This is a genomic window from Actinomycetospora sp. NBC_00405 (assembly GCF_036044095.1).
In the GTDB taxonomy this organism is placed as follows: domain Bacteria; phylum Actinomycetota; class Actinomycetes; order Mycobacteriales; family Pseudonocardiaceae; genus Actinomycetospora; species Actinomycetospora callitridis.
Genome location: NZ_CP107938.1, coordinates 5598675 through 5616091, shown reverse-complemented (window position 1 = coordinate 5616091; position 17417 = coordinate 5598675). Strand labels below are relative to the sequence as shown.

Genomic DNA, 17417 nt, shown 5'->3' with positions numbered 1-17417 from the left:
TCTGCGGACGGCCACCGATCATAACGCGCGCCGGTGCCTGATTCATCCCGCCGTCCCGTCGTCGACCCCCAGCAACCGGGCCGGCGCGTCGTGCAGCACCGAGCGCAGGAACGGGGCGCCCAGCCGGTCGTCGGCGGCGGCCCACGAGGCGATCGCCGCCAGCTGCTCGGCGTAGGCGTACGGGATGTTCGGGAAGTCGGTGCCGAGCGCGACGCGGTCGGCCACGCCGACCAGCCGCGCCGGCCAGTCGCGCGGCAGCGGGGCGAACTGCTCGGTGTAGGCCGTGCCCACCATCGTCGTGTCGAGGTGCACCCGCGGGAAGCGCTCGAGCAGGCCCAGCGCGCGCTCGTACTCGGGCAGACCGGCGTGGGCGAGCACCGCGGTCAGCCGCGGGTGGCGCTCGAGGACCTCGGCGAAGATCCCCATGCCGGTGTGGGCGCCGGGGATCGGGCCGTCGCCGCAGTGCACGATCGCCGCCACGCCCGCCTCGGCGATCAGGCCCCAGGCGCGGTCGAGCAGCGGGTCCCGCGGGTCGTACCCGCCGACCTGGACGTGCACCTTGACCGCCCGGGCGCCCGCGTCGAGCGCGTCGCCGAGGTAGGTCGTCACCGACTCCTCGGGGAAGAGCGTCGCGGTCGGCACCGCCTCGGGGACCTCCGTCGCCCACTGCAGCGCCCACGACGTCAGCCACTCCGCCATCCCCGGCTTGTGCGGGTAGACCAGCGGCGCGAACGTGCGCACCCCGAACCCGCGCAGGAGGTCGATCCGCGTCTGCTCGGGCTCGCGGTAGTGGATCGGCCAGGCCCGCCCGTAGTGCGTCTCGGCCTGGTCGAAGTAGGCCCACACCTTCTGCAGCATGCGGTCGGGCAGGAAGTGGACGTGCAGGTCGACCAACCCGTCGACCCCGGTGGCGGCCACCCAGGCCGGCACGTCGACGTCGTCCACCGGCGGCGTCGCCAGCGGGTCGCGGGCGGGACTCACCACGCCCGCCTCACCACCCCTTGATCCGCCGACCGACGATCCGCTCGGCCTCGCGCTTCGCGTCGCGCTCGGCCATCGCCTCGCGCTTGTCGTGCTTGGCCTTGCCACGCACGAGGGCGAGCTCGACCTTGCACAGGCCGCCGGAGAAGTAGAGCGACAGCGGGACGAGCGTGTGGCCCGTCTCGCGCGTCTTGCCCACGAGCCGCGCGATCTCCGACTTGTGCAGCAGCAGCTTGCGGACGCGCCGGGGCTCGTGGTTGGTCCACGAGCCGAAGTCGTACTCCTGGATGTGCAGCCCGCGCAGGAAGACCTCGCCGTCGGTGACGAGCGCGAACGCGTCGTTCAGCGACACGTGCCCGGCCCGCAGGCTCTTGACCTCGGTGCCCTGCAACGCGATGCCGGCCTCGTAGACGTCGAGGATCTCGTAGTCGTACTTCGCCTTGCGGTTCGTCGCGACGATCTTGCGGCGTTCCTCGGGGCGGTTGCTGCTGGCCTTCTTCGGAGCCGTCTTCGGTGCCATCAGCCCTCCTCCGCTCCGTCTCTCACGTGCGTACGTACAGCCGCAGGGTCACGTACCCCGTGGCGGTGGCGATCACTGCACCGACGACCACCAACACCGGTCCAACGTCACCGAGCACGTCGCTCATCCCGATCGGCGGGATCGTGTTGGCCAGCAGCCGTCCGGACATCAGACGGTCGAGGAAGAAGAGCTTCCCGAGCACCAGCCCGCCGGTGGCCAGCACCGCCCCGACGACGCCGGTGACCACCGCCTCGATGAGGAACGGCACCTGGGTGTACCAGCGCGTGGCGCCGACCAGCCGCATGATCCCGACCTCGGTCCGCCGGGTGAACGCCGAGAGCTGGATGGTGTTGGAGATCAGCAGCAGCGCGGCGAGGGCCTGGACGACCGCCAGCCCGAACGTCGCGTTGCGCACGCTGCCGAGGAACGAGAAGAGGTCCGCGACGGTGCTGCGCTGGTCGACGACGTTGCGCACCCCGGGCCGCCCCGTGTACTGCGTGACGATCTCCTCCCCGCGCAGCGGATCGGCCATCGTCACCCGCAGCGTCGCGGGCAGGCTCTGGGGCCGCACGAGCTGCAGGATCGACTGCCCGGCGTAGATCCGCTGGAAGCGGGCGAAGGCGTCGTCGCGGCTCTCGTACTCCACCGACGCCACCAGCGGGTTCGCCTCGAGCTCGCCGCGCAGCCCCGTGCAGACGGGGCTCGAGCAGTCGCGGTCGTCGGCGCTGGTCGGCTCGTCGAGGGCGACCTGCACGGCGATGAGCGAGTAGTAGAGGTCCTCGGTGCGGTCGATCGTGCGCACCGCGAGCAGGCCGGCGCCCAGCAGACCCAGCGAGATCGCCGTGGTGATCACCATCGCGATCGACATCGTCAGGTTGCGCCGCAGCCCCGCGAAGGCCTCGCGCCAGACGAACATCATCTAGCGGGCCACCCCGTAGACGCCCCGGGCGTCGTCGCGCGCGAGCCTGCCCGCGGAGAGCTCGACCACCCGGCGGCGCATGCTGTCGACGATCTGGCGGTCGTGGGTGGCCATGAGCACGGTGGTCCCGGTCCGGTTGATCCGCTCGAGCAACGTCATGATCCCGGTGGACGTCTCGGGGTCGAGGTTGCCGGTGGGCTCGTCGGCCAGCAGGACCAGCGGCCGGTTGACGAACGCCCGGGCGATCGCGACCCGCTGGGCCTCGCCACCCGAGAGCTCCGAGGGCATGCGGTCGGCCTTCCCGGCCAGGTCGACCAGGTCGAGCACCTCGGGCACGACCGTGCGGATCGTGTGCCGCGGCTTGCCGATCACCTCGAGGGCGAACGCCACGTTCTCGGCCACGGTCTTGTTCGGCAGCAGCCGGAAGTCCTGGAAGACGCAGCCCATCCGCTGGCGCAGCCGCGGCACCCGGCGACCGGCCAGCCCACCGACGTTCCAGTTGGCCACCCAGACCGTGCCGGAGCTCGGCACGTCCTCGCGGATCAGCAGCCGCAGGAGCGTCGACTTCCCCGACCCCGAGGGACCGATGAGGAAGGCGAACTCGCCCCGCTCGACCTCCACGCTGACGTCGTCGAGCGCCGGCCGCGCGGAGGTCGGGTAGACCTTCGAGACGTTCTCCAGCCGGATCACGGCCGGGAATGCTACTGCGCCGAAGATCCGCCGCTCGTCACGCGGCGGCTTCGCTCTGCTTGCGCCAGCGGATGCCGGCGTCGAGGAAGTCGTCGATGAAGCCGTCGAGCACCTGGGAGGTCTGCGACGTCTCGTGATTCGTCCGCAGGTCCTTCACCATCTGGTACGGGTGCAGGACGTAGGAGCGCATCTGGTTGCCCCAGCTCGACCCGGAGTCCTTGAGGGAGTCGAGCAGGGCACGCTCCTCCTCCTTGCGCCGGGCCAGGAGCTTCGCGGCGAGCACGGCCATCGCCGACGCCTTGTTCTGCAGCTGCGAGCGCTCGTTCTGGCAGGACACCACGATGCCGGTGGGCAGGTGGGTCAGGCGGACCGCGGAGTCGGTGGTGTTGACACCCTGACCGCCGGGCCCCGACGAGCGGTAGACGTCGACGCGCAGGTCCTTCTCGTCGATCTCGACGTGGTCGGTCGACTCGACGACAGGTGCCACCTCGACGCCGGCGAACGAGGTCTGGCGGCGGCCCTGGTTGTCGAACGGCGAGATCCGGACCAGGCGGTGGGTGCCCTGCTCGACCGAGAGGGTGCCGTAGGCGTACGGCGCGGAGACCTTGAACGTGGCCGACTTGATGCCGGCCTCCTCGGCGTACGACGTGTCGTAGACCTCGGTCGGGTAGCCGTGACGCTCCGCCCAGCGCAGGTACATGCGCATGAGCATCTCGGCGAAGTCCGCGGCGTCGACGCCGCCCGCCTCGGCCCGGACGGTCACCAGCGCGTCGCGCTCGTCGTACTCGCCGGAGAGCAGCGTGCGCACCTCGAAGGCCGCGACGTCGGCGAGCAGCGCAGCACGCTCGGTGTCGGCCTCGGCGCGCAGGTCGGTGGAGTCCTGACCCGCCTCCTCGTCGGCCATCTCGTAGAGCGTGCCGAGGTCGTCGAGACGCGAGCGCAGCGACTCGGCCCGCTTGAGGTCGGCCTGCTTGTGCGTGAACGCGCTGGTCAGCTTCTGTGCGGTCGCGACGTCGTCCCACAGATCGGGTGCCTGGACCTGCTGCTCGAGCTCGGCCACCTCACGCCGCAGACCGTCGAGGTCCATCGCCGCCTCGACACTGTCCAGGGAGGCGGCGAGGTCCTTCAGCTCGGTCGCGGTCGTGTCATCCACTCCCCCAGCGTAATCGCCCGGCCTGCCGGCACCCCCGTGACGGCGTCTCCGAAACGAGAGCACTGCTCTTGCATTTCTCGTGGCGACGGTGCATGCTCGATACCGAGAGCACCGCTCTCGCTTCGCGGATCGCTCCTCAGGAGGCAGCCATGCACCCCACCGTCCTCGTCACAGGCGCCACGGGCGCCACCGGCACCGCCCTGCTCACCGCGCTCGAGGGCCGCGACGTCACCCCGCGGGTGATGGTCCGCGACCCCGGGCAGGCGGCGCGGTTCACCGGGGACGTCGCGGTGGCGGACCTCGACGACGGGGCCGCGGTGGCCCGCGCGCTCGACGGCGTCGAGGCCGCCTACCTCGTCACCCCGTCCTCGGAGCAGGCCGCGGAGCGCCAGAACCGGTTCGCCGACGCGGCCGTGGCGGCGGGGGTGCGACGCCTCGTCGTGCTCTCCCAGTTCGCCGCGCGCCCGGACTCGCCGGTGCGCTTCCTGCGCTGGCACGCCGAGGTCGAGACCCACCTGGCGACCCTGCCGATCGAGCGGGTGGTCCTGCGTCCCAACCTCTTCCTCCAGGGCCTGCTCGCCTTCGCCGGGCAGATCGCGCGGACCGGGCGCTTCGCCGCCCCGATCGGCGACGCCGCGATCAGCGCCGTCGACGTCCGCGACATCGGCGCGGTCGCCGCCGCGACCCTGGTCGGGCCGGGACACGCCGGCGCGACGTACACGCTCACCGGGCCCCGCGCGGTGACCCACCCGGAGATCGCCGCCGCGCTGTCGGCCGCGACGGGGCGCCCGGTCTCGTTCGACGACGTGACGCCGGCCGCGTTCGCCGAGGCCCTGGGGTGGTTCCTGCCGCCGTGGGGGCTCGCGGGGCTCGTCGAGGACTACGCCCACTACGCGCGGGGCGAGGCCGCGGTCGTGGACCCGGCGATCGAGCAGATCACGGGATGCCCGGCACGAGACGTCACCGACTTCGCCCGCGACCACGCCGGCGCGTTCACCGGTGCCGGCGCGGCCTGATCACGTCCCGACCACGAACGCCTCCCGCTCCGCCGCCGTCCCCTCGCGCATCGCGAGGACGGCGGCGAGCGTGATCAGGCAGACGACGACCATGTACACCGACACCGACAGCGACGTCCCCGTCGCGCCGATCAGCGCCTGGGCGATCAGCGGTGCGAAGCCACCGCCGAGCACTGCGCCGATCGCGTAGGCGAAGGAGGCGCCGCTGTAGCGCACGTCGACCGGGAAGAGCTCGGCGTACGCCGCGGCCTGCGGGCCGTAGGTCAGCCCGAGCCCGACGCCGAGCACGGCCACCGCGAGCAGCATCAGCGGCAATGACGCCGTGTCGAGCAGCAGGAAGAACGGGAACGACCAGACGAGCAGGGCGATGGTGCCGATGAGGTAGACGCGCCGCCGCCCGACCCGGTCCGACCACGCGCCGGACCAGACGATCGCGACGCCCCAGACGACCGCGCCCACGATCCCGACGGCGAGCATCGTCGAGCTCGGGAGCATGAGGACGCGGGTGCCGTACGACGTGATGAAGGCGATCAGCAGGTAGCCGATCATGTTGTTGGCGATGAACAGCCCGATCGCGACGAGCAGGGCGCGGGGCTGGTTGCGCAGCACCGTGAGCATCGGCGCCGACCGGCGGGCGCGCTGCGCGCGCAGCTTCGCGAACACCGGGCTCTCGTCCACCCGGGCCCGGACGAAGAGGCCCACGCCGATCAGCACCACCGAGAGCAGGAACGGGATGCGCCAGCCCCAGGACAGGAACTGCTCCCTGGTGGTCGACGCCGACACCACGAGGAACACCAGGTTGGCGAGGATCAGCCCGATCGGCACGCCGACCTGCGGGTACGTGCCGAAGAACCCGCGCCGGCCCGGCGGGGCGTGCTCGACGGCCATGAGCGCGGCGCCGCCCCACTCGCCGCCGGCGGAGAGGCCCTGCAGGAGGCGCAGCACGAGCAGCAGGATCGGGGCGGCGACCCCGATGCTCGCGTAGGTGGGCAGCAGACCGACGCCCACCGTCGACAGCCCCATGATCAGCAGGGTGGCGACGAGCATGCGCTTGCGCCCGAGCCGGTCGCCGAGGTGGCCCGCGATCACCCCGCCCAGCGGGCGGGCGACGAAGCTGACGCCGATGGTCGCGAACGACGCGAGCAGCGCGGTGGTCGGGTCGAGCGCGGTGAAGAACAGCTGGCTGAACACCAGCCCCGCCGCGCTGGCGTAGATGAAGAAGTCGTACCACTCGACGGTGGTGCCGACGAGGCTCGCGAGCGCGACCCGGCGTACCGCAGCGGGGTCCTCGGTGGACGTCGGTGGGCTCTGCGTCATCGCGGGCTCCCTCTCGGTCGGTGCGCCGGGAGGGTAGTCAGCCGAACGGACGTTCGGAAAGCCCTCGGTCGCTACCCCCCGACCGGCTCGTAGCGGCTGAAGCGCCGGGTGAAGGACGCCGTCCCCGAGGTCAGGGCGCGCAGGTCCACCGCGTAGCGCAGGAGGGCCTGCTCGGGGACCTCGGCGCGCACGTGGGTGCACCCCGGCTCGCCCGGCTCGGTGCCGACGACGCGCCCGTGCCGCGAGGCGAGGTCGCCGAGGACCGCGCCGAGCTGGGCGTCGTCCACGGTGACCTCGACCTCGTAGAGCCGCTCCATGACCACCGTGCCCGCCGCCGCCACCGCCTCCCGGATCGCGAGCGCGCCCGCCGTCTGGAACGCCTGGTCCGACGAGTCGACGCTGTGGGCCTTGCCGTCGACCAGGGTCACCCGCAGGTCGACGACGGGCCGGCCCGGTGTGACCCCGGCGTCGAGCTGGGCGCGGACCCCCTTCTCGACGCCAGGGATGTAGGCCCGCGGGATCGCTCCCCCGACGATCCGGTCGACGAACTCCACGCCCGACCCGCGCGGCAGCGGCTCGATCTCGATGCGGCAGACGGCGAACTGGCCGTGCCCGCCCGACTGCTTGACGTGCCGCCCGAGACCGGTGGCGGGGCCGGCGACGGTCTCGCGCTCGGGCACCGCGACGTCGGTGACCTCGACGTTCGCCCCCGACGCCCGCAGCCGGGCGAGCACGACGTCGGCGTGGGCCTCGCCCGTGCACCACAGCACGATCTGGTGGGTGTCCTCGTTGCGCTCGACGCGCAGCGTGGTCTCCGTGGCGGCCAGGCGGGAGAGCCCGCGGGCCATCGCGTCCTGCGCCGACCGGTCGGCCGCGGTCACCGCGACCGGCAGCAGCGCCTCGGGCAGCTCCCAGCCGTCGAGGCCGACGGGGTCCTCGGCGGCGCACAGGGTGTCGCCGGTGCCCACGGGGCCGAGCCTCGTCAGCGCGCAGAGGTCGCCGGCGACACACCAGGGCACCTCGCGCAGCGTCGCCCCCAGCGGGGCGTAGACCCGGTTGACGCGCACGGTCTCGCCGCCCGACCGCGCCTCGGCGCCGGTGGGGTCCTCACCCTCGCGCGGGGCGGGGATGCGCAGCGGGTCCGCGCACACGGTCAGGGCGGTGTCGGGGCGCAGCCGGCCGGAGAACACGCGCACGAGCGAGACGCGGCTGCCCTGCGCGTCGGTGCCGGTGTGCACGACCTCGGCGACGAGCGGGCCGTCGGGGTCGGGGTCGACGGGGTCGTGGCCGGCGCCGTCGGGGGCGTGCGCGGGCAGCGGCGGGTGGGCGGTCGGGGGCGGCACGGCGTCGACGACGAGGTCGAGCAGGGCGTCGAGCCCCGCGCCGGTCGGGGCGCACACGCCGGCCACGGGCACGAGGGAGCGGCGCGCGACGGCCGTGGCCAGGTCGGCGCGCAGGGCGTCGAGGGCGACCGGCTCACCGCCGATCCAGCTCTCGAGCAGCGCCTCGTCCTCGCTCTGCTCGATGAGGGTCTCGACGAGCTCGCGGCGCAGGTCGTCGGGCTCCTCGGCGGTCGGGTCGTCGCCGGCCAGCAACGGGTGGACGGTGACCGTGCCGTCGGGCGCGCGCTCGGAGCGCGTCACGGGGACGAGCACCTCGCCCGACCCGGCGGCGACCTCCCGGCACGTGGCGAGAGCGGCGTCCTCGTCGGCGCGGGCGTGGTCGAGGCGGCTGAGCACGAGCACGGCGGGCAGCCCGGCGCGGCGGCACTCGGCGAGCAGGGCGGACGTCGGGGCGGCGACGCCGTCCGCGGCGTCCGCGGTCCCGACGACGAACAGCACCGCGTCCGCGGCGCGCAGGCCCGCGCGGACCTCGGCGAGGAAGTCGGGGCAGCCCGGGGTGTCGATCAGATTGATCTTGATGTCACGGTGCACGAGCGACGCGACGGCCGGGGCCACCGACCGCTGCTGACGCCGGGCGTCGGGGTCGTGGTCGGTGACGGTCGTGCCCGCGGCCACCGAGCCGGCCCGCGGGATCGCGCCGGCCGCGGCCAGCAGCTCTTCGACCAGCGTCGTCTTGCCCGCGGCCATCGGCCCGACGATCGCGACCGAGCGCACGGCGGCCGGATCGTCCGGCGCGAGCTCTCCCGCACGCCCGCCCCGACCTCTCCGGGCGCTGTCGGCCTTCGATCCGCCCATGACGACCACCCCGACTCCGTCGACCTCGGCGCACCACCGCGCCGACACCGTCAGTCCACCGGAGTGACCGAGATCACGACAAGGGTTCGGGCCGGGTCGAGACCGGAACGGTCCGCGGGCTCAGACCTGCGCGACACCGCCGTCGACGGCGAGGGTGGAGCCGTTGACGTAGCTCGACGCGTCCGAGGCCAGGAACACGGCCGCGGCCGCGATCTCCTCGGGGGTGCCGTGCCGACCCAGGGGGATGACGTCCTCGGCCTGCGACCGGACCTCGGCGGGGACGAGGTCGAGCAGGCCCGGCGTCGGCACCATCCCGGGCGCGAGCACGTTGACGCGGAAGCCGTACCGACGCGAGCTGTGGGCCCAGCCGCGGACCAGGTTGTGCACCGCGGCCTTGGTCGCCCCGTAGACCTCGAGGCCGGGCTGCGGCCGGGTCGCGGCCGTCGAGCCGGTCACGATGATCGACGCCTCGGGCCGCAGCAGCGGTAGCGCTCCCTGGACGGTGAGGATCGTGCCCTTGACGTTGGTGGCGAACTGGGCGTCGATCTGCTCCTCGGTCACCTCGCCGAACGCCGCGTCGATGCCGATCCCGGCGTTGGCGACCACGACGTCGACGTGTCCGGCCTGCTCGCGGACGGTCGTGTAGAGCGCGTCGAGGTCGGCGGGCACGGCGGAGTCGCAGACCACCGCGGTCACGTCCTCCCCGAGCTCGGCGACGGCCTTGTCGAGCGCTTCCCGGCGTCGACCGGTGATGACCACCGTCGCGCCCTCCTCGCGGAAGGCCCGCGCGATCGCGAGCCCGATCCCGCTGCTGCCCCCGGTGACCACGGCGACCTTGCCCGTGAGAACGGCCATGCCGCCCACCTCCTCGAATTGTTGACCGTACCGTCCAGAACACCCTCCCCGATCTGGACCGCGCGGTCAACATCTCGGAGGATCGGTTCTGGCCTGTCGGGTCCAGAACTCGTACCGTCGAGGGGTGCCACGCCCCCGGGAGTTCGACGAGGACCGCGTCGTCCTCGCCGTCCGCGACGCGTTCTGGGACCAGGGCTACGCGGCGACCTCGATGGACGACCTGCTGCGCGTGAGCGGGCTGGGCAAGGGCAGCCTCTACGGCGCCTTCGGCGACAAGCGCCGCCTGTTCCTGCGGGTGCTGCGCGAGTACGACGACGCGAACCTGCGCGGGCTGCGCGAGCGCCTGGGGTCGGCCGTACGGGGGGTCGACATGGTGCGCGAGTTCGTGCTCGGCATGGCCGACGACCCGACCGGGGCCGCCGCGCGACGCGGCTGCCTGCTGGCCAACAGCACCGCCGAGCTCGCCACCAGCTCCCCGGACGTCGCCACCGAGGCCCGCCGCAGCTACGACGCGATCACCGCCATCCTCACCGAGGCGCTCGAGCGCGCTCAGCGGGAGGGCGACGTCGATCCCGACGCCGACGCCGACGAGGTCGCCCGCGCGGTCCTCGCCGCCCAGCTCGGGGTGGTGGCGCTGGGGCGGACCGGGATGGAGGTCGCGGTGCTCACCGAGGTGGCGCGGTCGGCCCTGGCGCGGCTGCTGCCCGCGCCGGCGCCGTAGCGCCGCTCAGTCCATCGTGAGGGCGGCCAGTCGCGCGCGGTGCTCGTCGGCGGAGCCGAACAGCGGGGCGCGGCGGCGGGCGCGCTTGTAGAAGAAGTGCGCCTCGTGCTCCCAGGTGAAGCCGATGCCGCCGAAGAACTGGATCATCGCGCCGGTGGCGGCCCACGCGGCGTCGGCGGCCTTCGCCTTCGCGACGGCGACCGCGACGTCGACGCCGGGGTCCTCGGTGCTCCCCAGATCCTGGTCGTCGACGGCGTGGGCCGCGAAGAGCACGGCGTGCTCGGCCATCGTCACGGCGACGTGCAGGTCGGCCATCGTGTGCTTGATCGCCTGGAACGACCCGACGGGGACGCCGAACTGCTTGCGCTCGCGGTCGTAGTCGACGGTGCGGGTGAGCGCCTCGCGGGCGACGCCGACGAGGTCCGCCGCCGTGAGCACCGCGCCGCGGGCCATGAGGGCGGCCACGGCGTCGGCGCCCGGGAGCGAGCCGCCGGTCAGGGCCTCGGCCGGGGTGTCGGCGAGCTCGACCGCGCCCACGCGGGCGGTGCCGTCGTAGGTCTCCTGGTCGCGGATCGCGAGCCCGGAGGCCCCGCTCTCCACGAGGAACAGGCCCGGCGACCCGGACGGGTCGGTGGCCGCGACGACGATCAGCCCGGCGACCGACGGGTAGTCGACCGGCGACGCCGTGCCCGAGAGCCGACTGACACCCCCATCCTGGCCGGCCGCGTCGACGGTGATGCCCCGGCCGTCCCACGACCCCGCCTCGCCGCGCAGGGCGACGGTGCCGATGGTCTCGCCGGCGGCGAGGCCCGGCAGCCAGGCGGCCTGCTGCTCGGGCGAGCCGGCGAGGCGCAGGGCCTCGGCGGCGAGCACGGTGGCCGTCCACGGGCCGGGCGCGACGCCGCGGCCGAGCTCGCGGGCCACGACCTGCGCGTCGAGCAGGCCGAGCCCGAGGCCGTCGTGCTCCTCGGGGACGAGGACGGCGAGCGCGCCCTGGTCGGCGAGGCCCTTCCACAGGCTGACGGGGTGCCCGTCGCCGTGCGGGTCCTCGACGACGCCGCGGACGGCGTCGAGATCGAACCGGTCGGCCAGGAACTCGCGGACCGTGGTCGCGAACGCCTGCTGGTCGTCGGTGAGCGCGAAGAACACCTGCGAGCTCCTCAGCGGGGGAGGCCGAGCACGCGCTCGGCGACGATGTTGCGCTGGACCTGGGACGAGCCGCCCCAGATGGTGACCGACCGCGACCACATCGCCTGGTGCTGGAACGGCGTGAGGTCGACGTCGGGGCGCGGCCGGGCGAGGCTCGCCTCCGGGCCGAGGACGTCGTCGAACGCCTCCCAGAGGTCCTGGAAGGTCTCCGACCACTGGAGCTTGGTCATCGACGACTCGGAGCCCAGGTCACGGCCCTGCTCGACCTGCGTGAGGATGTGCATCGCGTGGTAGCGCAGGCACTCCAGCTCCACCAGGCAGTTCGCCAGCTTCTGGCGGGCCACCGGGTCGTCCGAGCGCCCGAAGCGCCGGGCCTCGGCGACGATCTCGTCGTACTGGCGGCGGAACTCGGTGTACTGGCCGACGCCGGACGCGCCGCGCTCGAAGGAGAGCAGCAGCATCGCGGTGCGCCAGCCCGCCCCGATCTCGCCGAGGCAGTCCTTCGCGGGCACCCGCGCGTCGGTGAAGAAGACCTCGCCGAACTCGCTGGCCCCGCTCATCTGCTTGAGCGGACGGGCCTCGACGCCCGGCTGGTCCATGTCGATGAGCATCATCGACAGGCCCTTGTGGCGCTCCGAGCCCGGCTCGGTGCGCACGATCGTGAAGATCTTGTCGCCGTGCATCGCGTTCGTGGTCCAGATCTTCTGGCCGTTGACGACGTAGTCGTCACCGTCGCGCACGCCGCGCGTCGCCACCGCCGCGAGGTCGGATCCCGCACCGGGCTCGGAGAAGCCCTGGCACCAGATCACCTCGTTGCGCAGCATCGGCCCGATGATCTCGGCCTTCTGCTCCGGCGTGCCGATCGCCATGATCGTCGGGGCGAGGAAGGTGAGCCCCAGCACGTTGACGGTCTGGGGCGCGCGGGCGCGGACCATCTCCTCGTCGTAGATGGCCTTCATGCCCGGCGTGCCACCGCGGCCGCCGTACTCCGTCGGCCACTCGATGCCCGAGAAGCCCGCGGCGGTCTTGGAGGCCTCCCAGTCCCGCCGCAGCCGGAACGACTCGTCGTCGTCGAGGGCGCGCCAGAAGCCCGGCTGCGTCCACTCGTCGGGGATGTTGGCCGCGAGCCAGGTCCGCAGCTCCTCGCGGAACTGCTCCTCCTCGGCCGTGTAGCTCAGGTCCACGGGCGTCACTCTGGCAGAACCCCCCGACCCTCCGCAGGATCGGACTACCCGCCAGTAGGACTCCGGGCCCGGCGATTACTGGCTGGTATCGCTCGCTGGGCGAGCGATACCAGCGGTGACGGCGTCACGGGGCGCAGCGGAGGATCCCGCGGTCCGACTTCAGCGTCAGGACGCGGCGCGCGCTCTCCTCGAGGCGGCGGGCGAACGCCGGGTCGTCGTCGGCCTCCGCCGTGAGCGCCTCGACCATGGGACCCAGGTCGGACGCCTCGATCGTCAGCACCTGGTCGCCGCCCGCGGCCACGAAACGGGTCGCCCGCTGGCCGACCGGCACATCGGTCACCGCGGCGGCCGCGCCGACGTCGTCGGTCGACACCACACCGTCGAAGCCCAGGCGCCCGCGCAGCAGGTCGGTGATCACCGCGCGGCTGAACAGGGCGCGGTTGTCGGGGTCGATCCGCTCGTAGACCGCCGACGACATCATCACCACGGGCGCGCCGGCCGCGATCCCGGCGCGGAACGACGCGAGCCCGGGGTCGTCGACGCCGGTGCGGGTGTCCGCGGCGCCGGCGAAGTCGGTGTTCTCGCGCACCCGCCCGAGGCCCGGGAAGTGCTTGAGCGTCGCGTGCACCCCGCCCTGGTCCAGGCCCTCGACGAAGGCGGTCACGGCGTCGGAGACCCGCGCGGGGTCGGTGCCGAAGCCGCGGTCGAGGGCGCCGACCGGCTCGTTGGCCTCGCCCAGGTCCGGGTCGACGACGTCGGCCACCGGAGCGAGGTCGAGCGTCACCCCGGCGCCGGACATCTCCTCTCCCCACCCCCGGGCGTCGGCGCGCAGGCCGGCCGGGTCACGGCCCTGCGTCACGGCCGCGGGGATGCGCGTGAAGCCGTCGCCCTTGAGGTCCTGGACCTTGCCGCCCTCCTGGTCGACGGCGACCGTCACGGGGACGCGGGCGGTGTCCTGCACCTCGCGCGTGGTGGCCGTGACCTGCGCGCGGGAGGCCTCGCCCCCGGCGGCGTCGGTGAGGATCACGCCGCCGGCCCCCTCGCCGAGCGCCTCGCGCCCGGCTGCGGTGAGCCCGTCGGCGGGCACGCCGACCATCACCAGCTGGGCGGCGCGCTCGCGGGTGTCCATGTTCCCGACGACACTGTCCACGCAGGCGGCGGCCGGATCGGCCGGGGCCTGAGCCGACGGGGCCGTGGCGGCGCGGGGGCTCGGCGCCTCGCTCACGGGTGCCGGGGGCGGCCCCGCGGGCTCCCCGGCGCAGGCGGTGGGGCCGAGCACCAGCACCGCGGTCACGGCGACGAGCACGCGGACGGGGACGCGACGGGCACCGGGCATCGCGGGAAGTGTGCCCTACGGACGTGGACGCGCTCGGCGCCCTCCGGCGGTGGGCCGCCGTCTCCGCGCCCGGGACACGGATGAGCACGCACGGGCCCGGGGCGACAGGATGGCGCCCGATGACCGCCACGCGCCGCACGCGCACCCTGCACGGGCAACGGATGTCGTACGTCGAGGCGTGCCCCGACGCGGTACCGGGCGCCGAGGGTCGCACGGCCGACCCCGAGGTCGTCGTCCTCGTGCACGGCATCGCCGGCAGCGCCGAGACCTGGACGCCGGTGCTGCAGGCGTTCGAGCGCACCGGCTGCGACCGGCTCCTGCTGGCCCCGGAGCTGCTCGGGCACGGCGAGTCCGCGGGCGTGGGCGGCGACTTCTCGCTCGGCGCCTACGCCAACGGGCTGCGCGACCTGCTCGCGGTGCTCGGGCACCGCCGGGTCACCGTCGTCGGGCACTCGCTCGGCGGCGGGGTGGCGATGCAGTTCGCCTACCAGTTCCCGGAGATGTGCTCGCGGCTCGTGCTCGTCTCCTCCGGGGGCCTGGGGCGCGGCGTGAGCCCGTTCCTGCGCCTCGCGGCCCTCCCCGGCGCGGAGTGGGTACTGCCCGTGCTGGCCTCCACCGGGCTGCTCGGGCTCGGCGCCCGCGGGCTGCGCCTGGCCGCCTCGCTGCCGACCATGGGCCCCGGGGCGGTGGGGCTGCGCGAGGCGGCCCGGCACGCCGCCTCCCTGACCGAGCGCGCCCACCTCGACGCGTTCGTCGACACCGTCCGGTCGGTCATCGGCCCCGGCGGGCAGCGGGTCAGCGGCACCGACCGGCTCTACCTCACCGAGGGCCTGCCCACCCTCGTCGTGTGGGGCGACCGCGACCCCGTCATCCCGGTCGGGCACGCGCGCCGGGCGGGCGAGCTCATCCCGCACGGGCGGCTGGAGATCTTCGAGGGCGCCGGCCACTTCCCGCACTGCGACGAGCCGGAGCGGTTCGCGGCCCTGCTCACCGAGTTCTGCAACGCCAACGCGCCCGCCGAGATCGACGTCGCGAGCCTCGGCCCGCGGGTGGCGTCGCGCGGGGCATGAGCCCCTAGCGGGGGTTCCGGCACTGGTAGGCCAGCGCCGGGGGCAGGTTGCGCCACACCGTCGGGGTCACCCGCACCTCGCCGAACTCGCTCTCCAGCACGCCGCGGAACCGGCGCTGGGTGGGCAGCCGCGTGACGTGGCTGTAGGCGAAGGTCGTGAACGGCGCGCCGGGGGCGAGCACCTTCGTGACCTGGTCGATGATGCCGCGCTGCGCCGACTCCGGGAACAGCGTCCAGGGCAGGCCGCTGATCGCGGCGTCGACCTGGTCGACCCCGATGTCGGCGAGCAGCTTCTGCAGATCGGCCGCGTCGCCCTCGACGACCTCGAGCCACGGCCGGGTGCGCCGCAGGTGCTCCACCATGCCGGGGTCGATCTCCACGGCGATGTGACGCGCGCCCTCGGGCAGGCGCCGCCGCAGCGCGGCGCTGACCACACCCGTGCCGGGGCCGAGCTCGACGACCACGGGCTGCCCCTCGGCGGGGGCCACGGAGGCGAGCAGGTCGGAGAGCGCCCGCCCGCTGGGCGCCACGGCACCGATGACGGCCGGGGAGCGCACGGCCGAGGAGACGAAGGTGACGAGGTCTCGGACAGGACTCACGGGGACCACAGTGTCAGCTCCCCGCGCTGGTCGCCCACTCGGGAGACGTGGCGCGCGCCTCTCCCGTCCTGCGGGTTCGCGCAGTGGTCCCTCCGGCTCAGCGCGGGTCGACCACTCGCATCAGGATGAACGTCACGAGCAGCAGGATCATGATCGACAGGTCGAGGCTGACGTTGCCGATGCGCACCTGCGGGATGATGCGGCGCAGCAGTTTCACCGGTGGGTCGGTGACCATGAAGAGCACCTCGAGGCCCGCCGCCGTGCTCCCGGCGGGACGCCAGTCGCGGGCGAAGCTGCGCACGATCTCGACGACGAGCCGCCCCACGATGAACAGCCACAGCAGGAAGAGCGCGTAGTAGACGAGCAGCAGGGCGAGCTCCATGCCTCCAGAGTGCCTGACCGTCCGGGGAGACGGAGACCCGCCTGCCGGTTCCCCGATCGATTGGCTACGGTCGATGACCGCCGTCGGAACGCAGGACAGGAGGTCGCGTGGTCGTCCTGGTGCCTGTCGACGAGCGGCTCACGGGCCCGGGTGCGCCCGGGCTCGCCGAGCTGTGCGCCGACGGCGTGGAACCGCTGGTGGAGGCCGTGCTGCGCTCCGAGATCGACGTGGCGCCGTCGGCCGAGACCACCGGCCCGATCCCCCACGGCGGCATCGAGGCCGACGTGCACCCCCGGACGTTCCTGTCCGTCGACCCCCGCGACCGCCAGGTCGTGGGTACCTGCGGCTTCCGCGGGCCCGTCCGCGGCGGACGCGTCGAGATCGCGTTCTGGACGTTCCCGCCGTTCGAGGGCCGCGGGTGGGCGACGGCCATGACCCGCACGCTCGTCGCGCGCGCCTTCGAGGACCCGTCGGTGCACACCGTCGTGGCCCACACCCTGCCCGAGCGCGCTCCGGCCGCGAGCGTCCTGACGGCGAACGGGCTGGTGCGCGTGCAGTCGCGCCGGCGCGACGAGTCGGGCCCGGGCGGGGCGGTGCGCGGGACGGTGTGGCGGTGGGAGACCCACCGGCCGACACGGGCGAACGCCGCCCCGAGCCCGCCGCTGAGCGGCCGGACGGCGCCGTGATCCTGCACCTGTGCACCCGCGAGGAGCTCGCCGCGGCACGGGCGGAGGGGGCCCGCAGGCCGCCGTCGCTCGACGAGGTCGGGTTCGTCCACCTCTCGGACCCGGGGACCGTGCACCTGCCCGCCTCGCGGCTCTACGCGGGCCGCGACGACGTGGTGGTGCTCGTCGTCGATCCCGCCCGCCTGGCCGCCCACGGCGTGCCGGTGCGCTGGGAGCCCGGAGTGGGCCCGCAGGGCACCGAGGACGCGCGGGGGCCGTGGTTCCCCCACGCCTACGGCGCGCTGCCCATGGACGCCGTGGTGGCCGTGCACGACCTCGTCGCCGAGCAGGACGGGAGCTTCCGGCCGCCGCCGCCCGTCGCCGACGCCGCGACGCCGGGATCCTGAGCCGGGGTGCCGGGCGAGGTACCGCGCGAAGGGCACCATCAGCCGACTAGAGCGGCGGTGGGCGCCCTTCGCCGGAACGGCCGCCGGCGACCGGCGACCCGCGACCCGGCGGCCGGCGACCCCGGAAACGAGAACGGCCCCCGACCTGGTGGTCGGGGGCCGTCGTCGCGCGTAGCGGGGACAGGATTCGAACCTGTGACCTCTGGGTTATGAGCCCAGCGAGCTACCGAGCTGCTCCACCCCGCGTCGTGCCCGT

General features: G+C 74.0%; 18 protein-coding genes and 1 tRNA gene. 5 read left to right on the top strand and 14 right to left on the bottom strand.

Annotation, left to right across the window (positions count from 1 at the left end; all coding sequences use genetic code 11):
* Nucleotides 1–42 precede the first annotated feature (42 nt).
* From OG774_RS27655 to prfB, 5 genes are read right to left on the bottom strand one after another with little or no spacing between them, the layout of a single operon-like run.
* On the bottom strand, nt 43–981 hold the full coding sequence (locus OG774_RS27655) for an amidohydrolase family protein (RefSeq protein WP_442874016.1): 939 nt from the start codon (nt 979–981) through the stop codon (nt 43–45).
* Nucleotides 982–991: 10 nt separating this feature from the next.
* Nucleotides 992–1501, bottom strand: a complete 510-nt coding sequence (gene smpB, locus OG774_RS27650) for an SsrA-binding protein SmpB (RefSeq protein WP_328305529.1) — start codon at nt 1499–1501, stop codon at nt 992–994.
* 22 nt (nt 1502–1523) lie between these two features.
* On the bottom strand, nt 1524–2420 hold the full coding sequence (gene ftsX, locus OG774_RS27645; RefSeq protein WP_328305528.1) for a permease-like cell division protein FtsX: 897 nt from the start codon (nt 2418–2420) through the stop codon (nt 1524–1526).
* Nucleotides 2421–3110 (bottom strand): cell division ATP-binding protein FtsE, encoded by a 690-nt coding sequence (gene ftsE, locus OG774_RS27640; RefSeq protein WP_328305527.1) that lies wholly within the window; start codon nt 3108–3110, stop codon nt 2421–2423. It lies immediately after the preceding gene.
* Between the two features lie 37 nt (nt 3111–3147).
* A complete protein-coding gene (prfB, locus tag OG774_RS27635; protein WP_274188283.1) occupies nt 3148–4263 on the bottom strand; it encodes a peptide chain release factor 2 in 1116 nt (371 codons plus the stop codon).
* A gap of 149 nt (nt 4264–4412) precedes the next feature.
* Between prfB and OG774_RS27630 the strand changes: the two genes are divergently transcribed.
* Nucleotides 4413–5279, top strand: coding sequence for an NmrA family NAD(P)-binding protein (locus OG774_RS27630; protein WP_328305526.1), 867 nt, complete (start codon nt 4413–4415; stop codon nt 5277–5279).
* Here OG774_RS27630 and OG774_RS27625 read toward each other — a convergent pair whose 3' ends face one another.
* From OG774_RS27625 to OG774_RS27615, 3 genes are all read right to left on the bottom strand, one after another.
* Nucleotides 5280–6596 (bottom strand): MFS transporter, encoded by a 1317-nt coding sequence (locus tag OG774_RS27625; protein ID WP_328305525.1) that lies wholly within the window; start codon nt 6594–6596, stop codon nt 5280–5282.
* A 71-nt stretch (nt 6597–6667) separates the two neighbouring features.
* Nucleotides 6668–8794, bottom strand: a complete 2127-nt coding sequence (locus OG774_RS27620; RefSeq protein ID WP_328305524.1) for an elongation factor G — start codon at nt 8792–8794, stop codon at nt 6668–6670.
* Between the two features lie 120 nt (nt 8795–8914).
* Entirely contained in the window at nt 8915–9649 is a 735-nt protein-coding gene (locus OG774_RS27615) for an SDR family NAD(P)-dependent oxidoreductase (protein ID WP_328305523.1), read from the bottom strand.
* A 124-nt stretch (nt 9650–9773) separates the two neighbouring features.
* Between OG774_RS27615 and OG774_RS27610 the strand changes: the two genes are divergently transcribed.
* Nucleotides 9774–10370, top strand: a complete 597-nt coding sequence (locus OG774_RS27610) for a TetR/AcrR family transcriptional regulator (RefSeq protein ID WP_328305522.1) — start codon at nt 9774–9776, stop codon at nt 10368–10370.
* Between the two features lie 6 nt (nt 10371–10376).
* Here OG774_RS27610 and OG774_RS27605 read toward each other — a convergent pair whose 3' ends face one another.
* The 3 genes from OG774_RS27605 to OG774_RS27595 all read right to left on the bottom strand — a co-directional run bounded on the left by OG774_RS27605 (nt 10377) and on the right by OG774_RS27595 (nt 14039).
* On the bottom strand, nt 10377–11519 hold the full coding sequence (locus tag OG774_RS27605; RefSeq protein ID WP_328305521.1) for an acyl-CoA dehydrogenase family protein: 1143 nt from the start codon (nt 11517–11519) through the stop codon (nt 10377–10379).
* Between the two features lie 11 nt (nt 11520–11530).
* Nucleotides 11531–12703, bottom strand: a complete 1173-nt coding sequence (locus OG774_RS27600; RefSeq protein WP_328305520.1) for an acyl-CoA dehydrogenase family protein — start codon at nt 12701–12703, stop codon at nt 11531–11533.
* A 124-nt stretch (nt 12704–12827) separates the two neighbouring features.
* Entirely contained in the window at nt 12828–14039 is a 1212-nt protein-coding gene (locus OG774_RS27595; RefSeq protein ID WP_328305519.1) for a glycoside hydrolase family 3 N-terminal domain-containing protein, read from the bottom strand.
* 119 nt (nt 14040–14158) lie between these two features.
* Between OG774_RS27595 and OG774_RS27590 the strand changes: the two genes are divergently transcribed.
* On the top strand, nt 14159–15109 hold the full coding sequence (locus OG774_RS27590) for an alpha/beta fold hydrolase (protein WP_328305518.1): 951 nt from the start codon (nt 14159–14161) through the stop codon (nt 15107–15109).
* 4 nt (nt 15110–15113) lie between these two features.
* Here the strand turns inward: OG774_RS27590 and OG774_RS27585 are convergent, their stop codons facing one another.
* Together OG774_RS27585 and OG774_RS27580 are read right to left on the bottom strand one after the other, a co-directional pair.
* On the bottom strand, nt 15114–15707 hold the full coding sequence (locus tag OG774_RS27585) for a class I SAM-dependent methyltransferase (RefSeq protein ID WP_328305517.1): 594 nt from the start codon (nt 15705–15707) through the stop codon (nt 15114–15116).
* 97 nt (nt 15708–15804) lie between these two features.
* Nucleotides 15805–16089, bottom strand: coding sequence for a YggT family protein (locus OG774_RS27580; protein ID WP_274188273.1), 285 nt, complete (start codon nt 16087–16089; stop codon nt 15805–15807).
* A 107-nt stretch (nt 16090–16196) separates the two neighbouring features.
* On the opposite strand from OG774_RS27580, the gene OG774_RS27575 reads away from it, so the two are divergent.
* Entirely contained in the window at nt 16197–16775 is a 579-nt protein-coding gene (locus OG774_RS27575) for a GNAT family N-acetyltransferase (protein ID WP_328305516.1), read from the top strand.
* Nucleotides 16772–17161: a DUF952 domain-containing protein gene (locus OG774_RS27570; protein ID WP_328305515.1), complete on the top strand. Its 390-nt coding sequence runs from the start codon at nt 16772–16774 to the stop codon at nt 17159–17161. Before OG774_RS27575 ends, OG774_RS27570 begins: the two co-directional genes overlap by 4 nt.
* A gap of 172 nt (nt 17162–17333) precedes the next feature.
* Here OG774_RS27570 and OG774_RS27565 read toward each other — a convergent pair.
* Nucleotides 17334–17407 (bottom strand) — tRNA-Met (locus OG774_RS27565).
* Nucleotides 17408–17417: the final 10 nt, after the last annotated feature.

Coding starts and splice junctions, on each gene's coding strand:
- OG774_RS27580 (WP_274188273.1), bottom strand. CDS start 16,089: ATGGAGCTCGCCCTGCTGCTCGTCTACTACGCGCTCTTCCTGCTGTGG.
- OG774_RS27590 (WP_328305518.1), top strand. CDS start 14,159: ATGACCGCCACGCGCCGCACGCGCACCCTGCACGGGCAACGGATGTCG.
- ftsX (WP_328305528.1), bottom strand. CDS start 2,420: ATGATGTTCGTCTGGCGCGAGGCCTTCGCGGGGCTGCGGCGCAACCTG.
- OG774_RS27625 (WP_328305525.1), bottom strand. CDS start 6,596: ATGACGCAGAGCCCACCGACGTCCACCGAGGACCCCGCTGCGGTACGC.
- OG774_RS27615 (WP_328305523.1), bottom strand. CDS start 9,649: ATGGCCGTTCTCACGGGCAAGGTCGCCGTGGTCACCGGGGGCAGCAGC.
- OG774_RS27620 (WP_328305524.1), bottom strand. CDS start 8,794: ATGGGCGGATCGAAGGCCGACAGCGCCCGGAGAGGTCGGGGCGGGCGT.
- OG774_RS27595 (WP_328305519.1), bottom strand. CDS start 14,039: ATGCCCGGTGCCCGTCGCGTCCCCGTCCGCGTGCTCGTCGCCGTGACC.
- OG774_RS27630 (WP_328305526.1), top strand. CDS start 4,413: ATGCACCCCACCGTCCTCGTCACAGGCGCCACGGGCGCCACCGGCACC.
- smpB (WP_328305529.1), bottom strand. CDS start 1,501: ATGGCACCGAAGACGGCTCCGAAGAAGGCCAGCAGCAACCGCCCCGAG.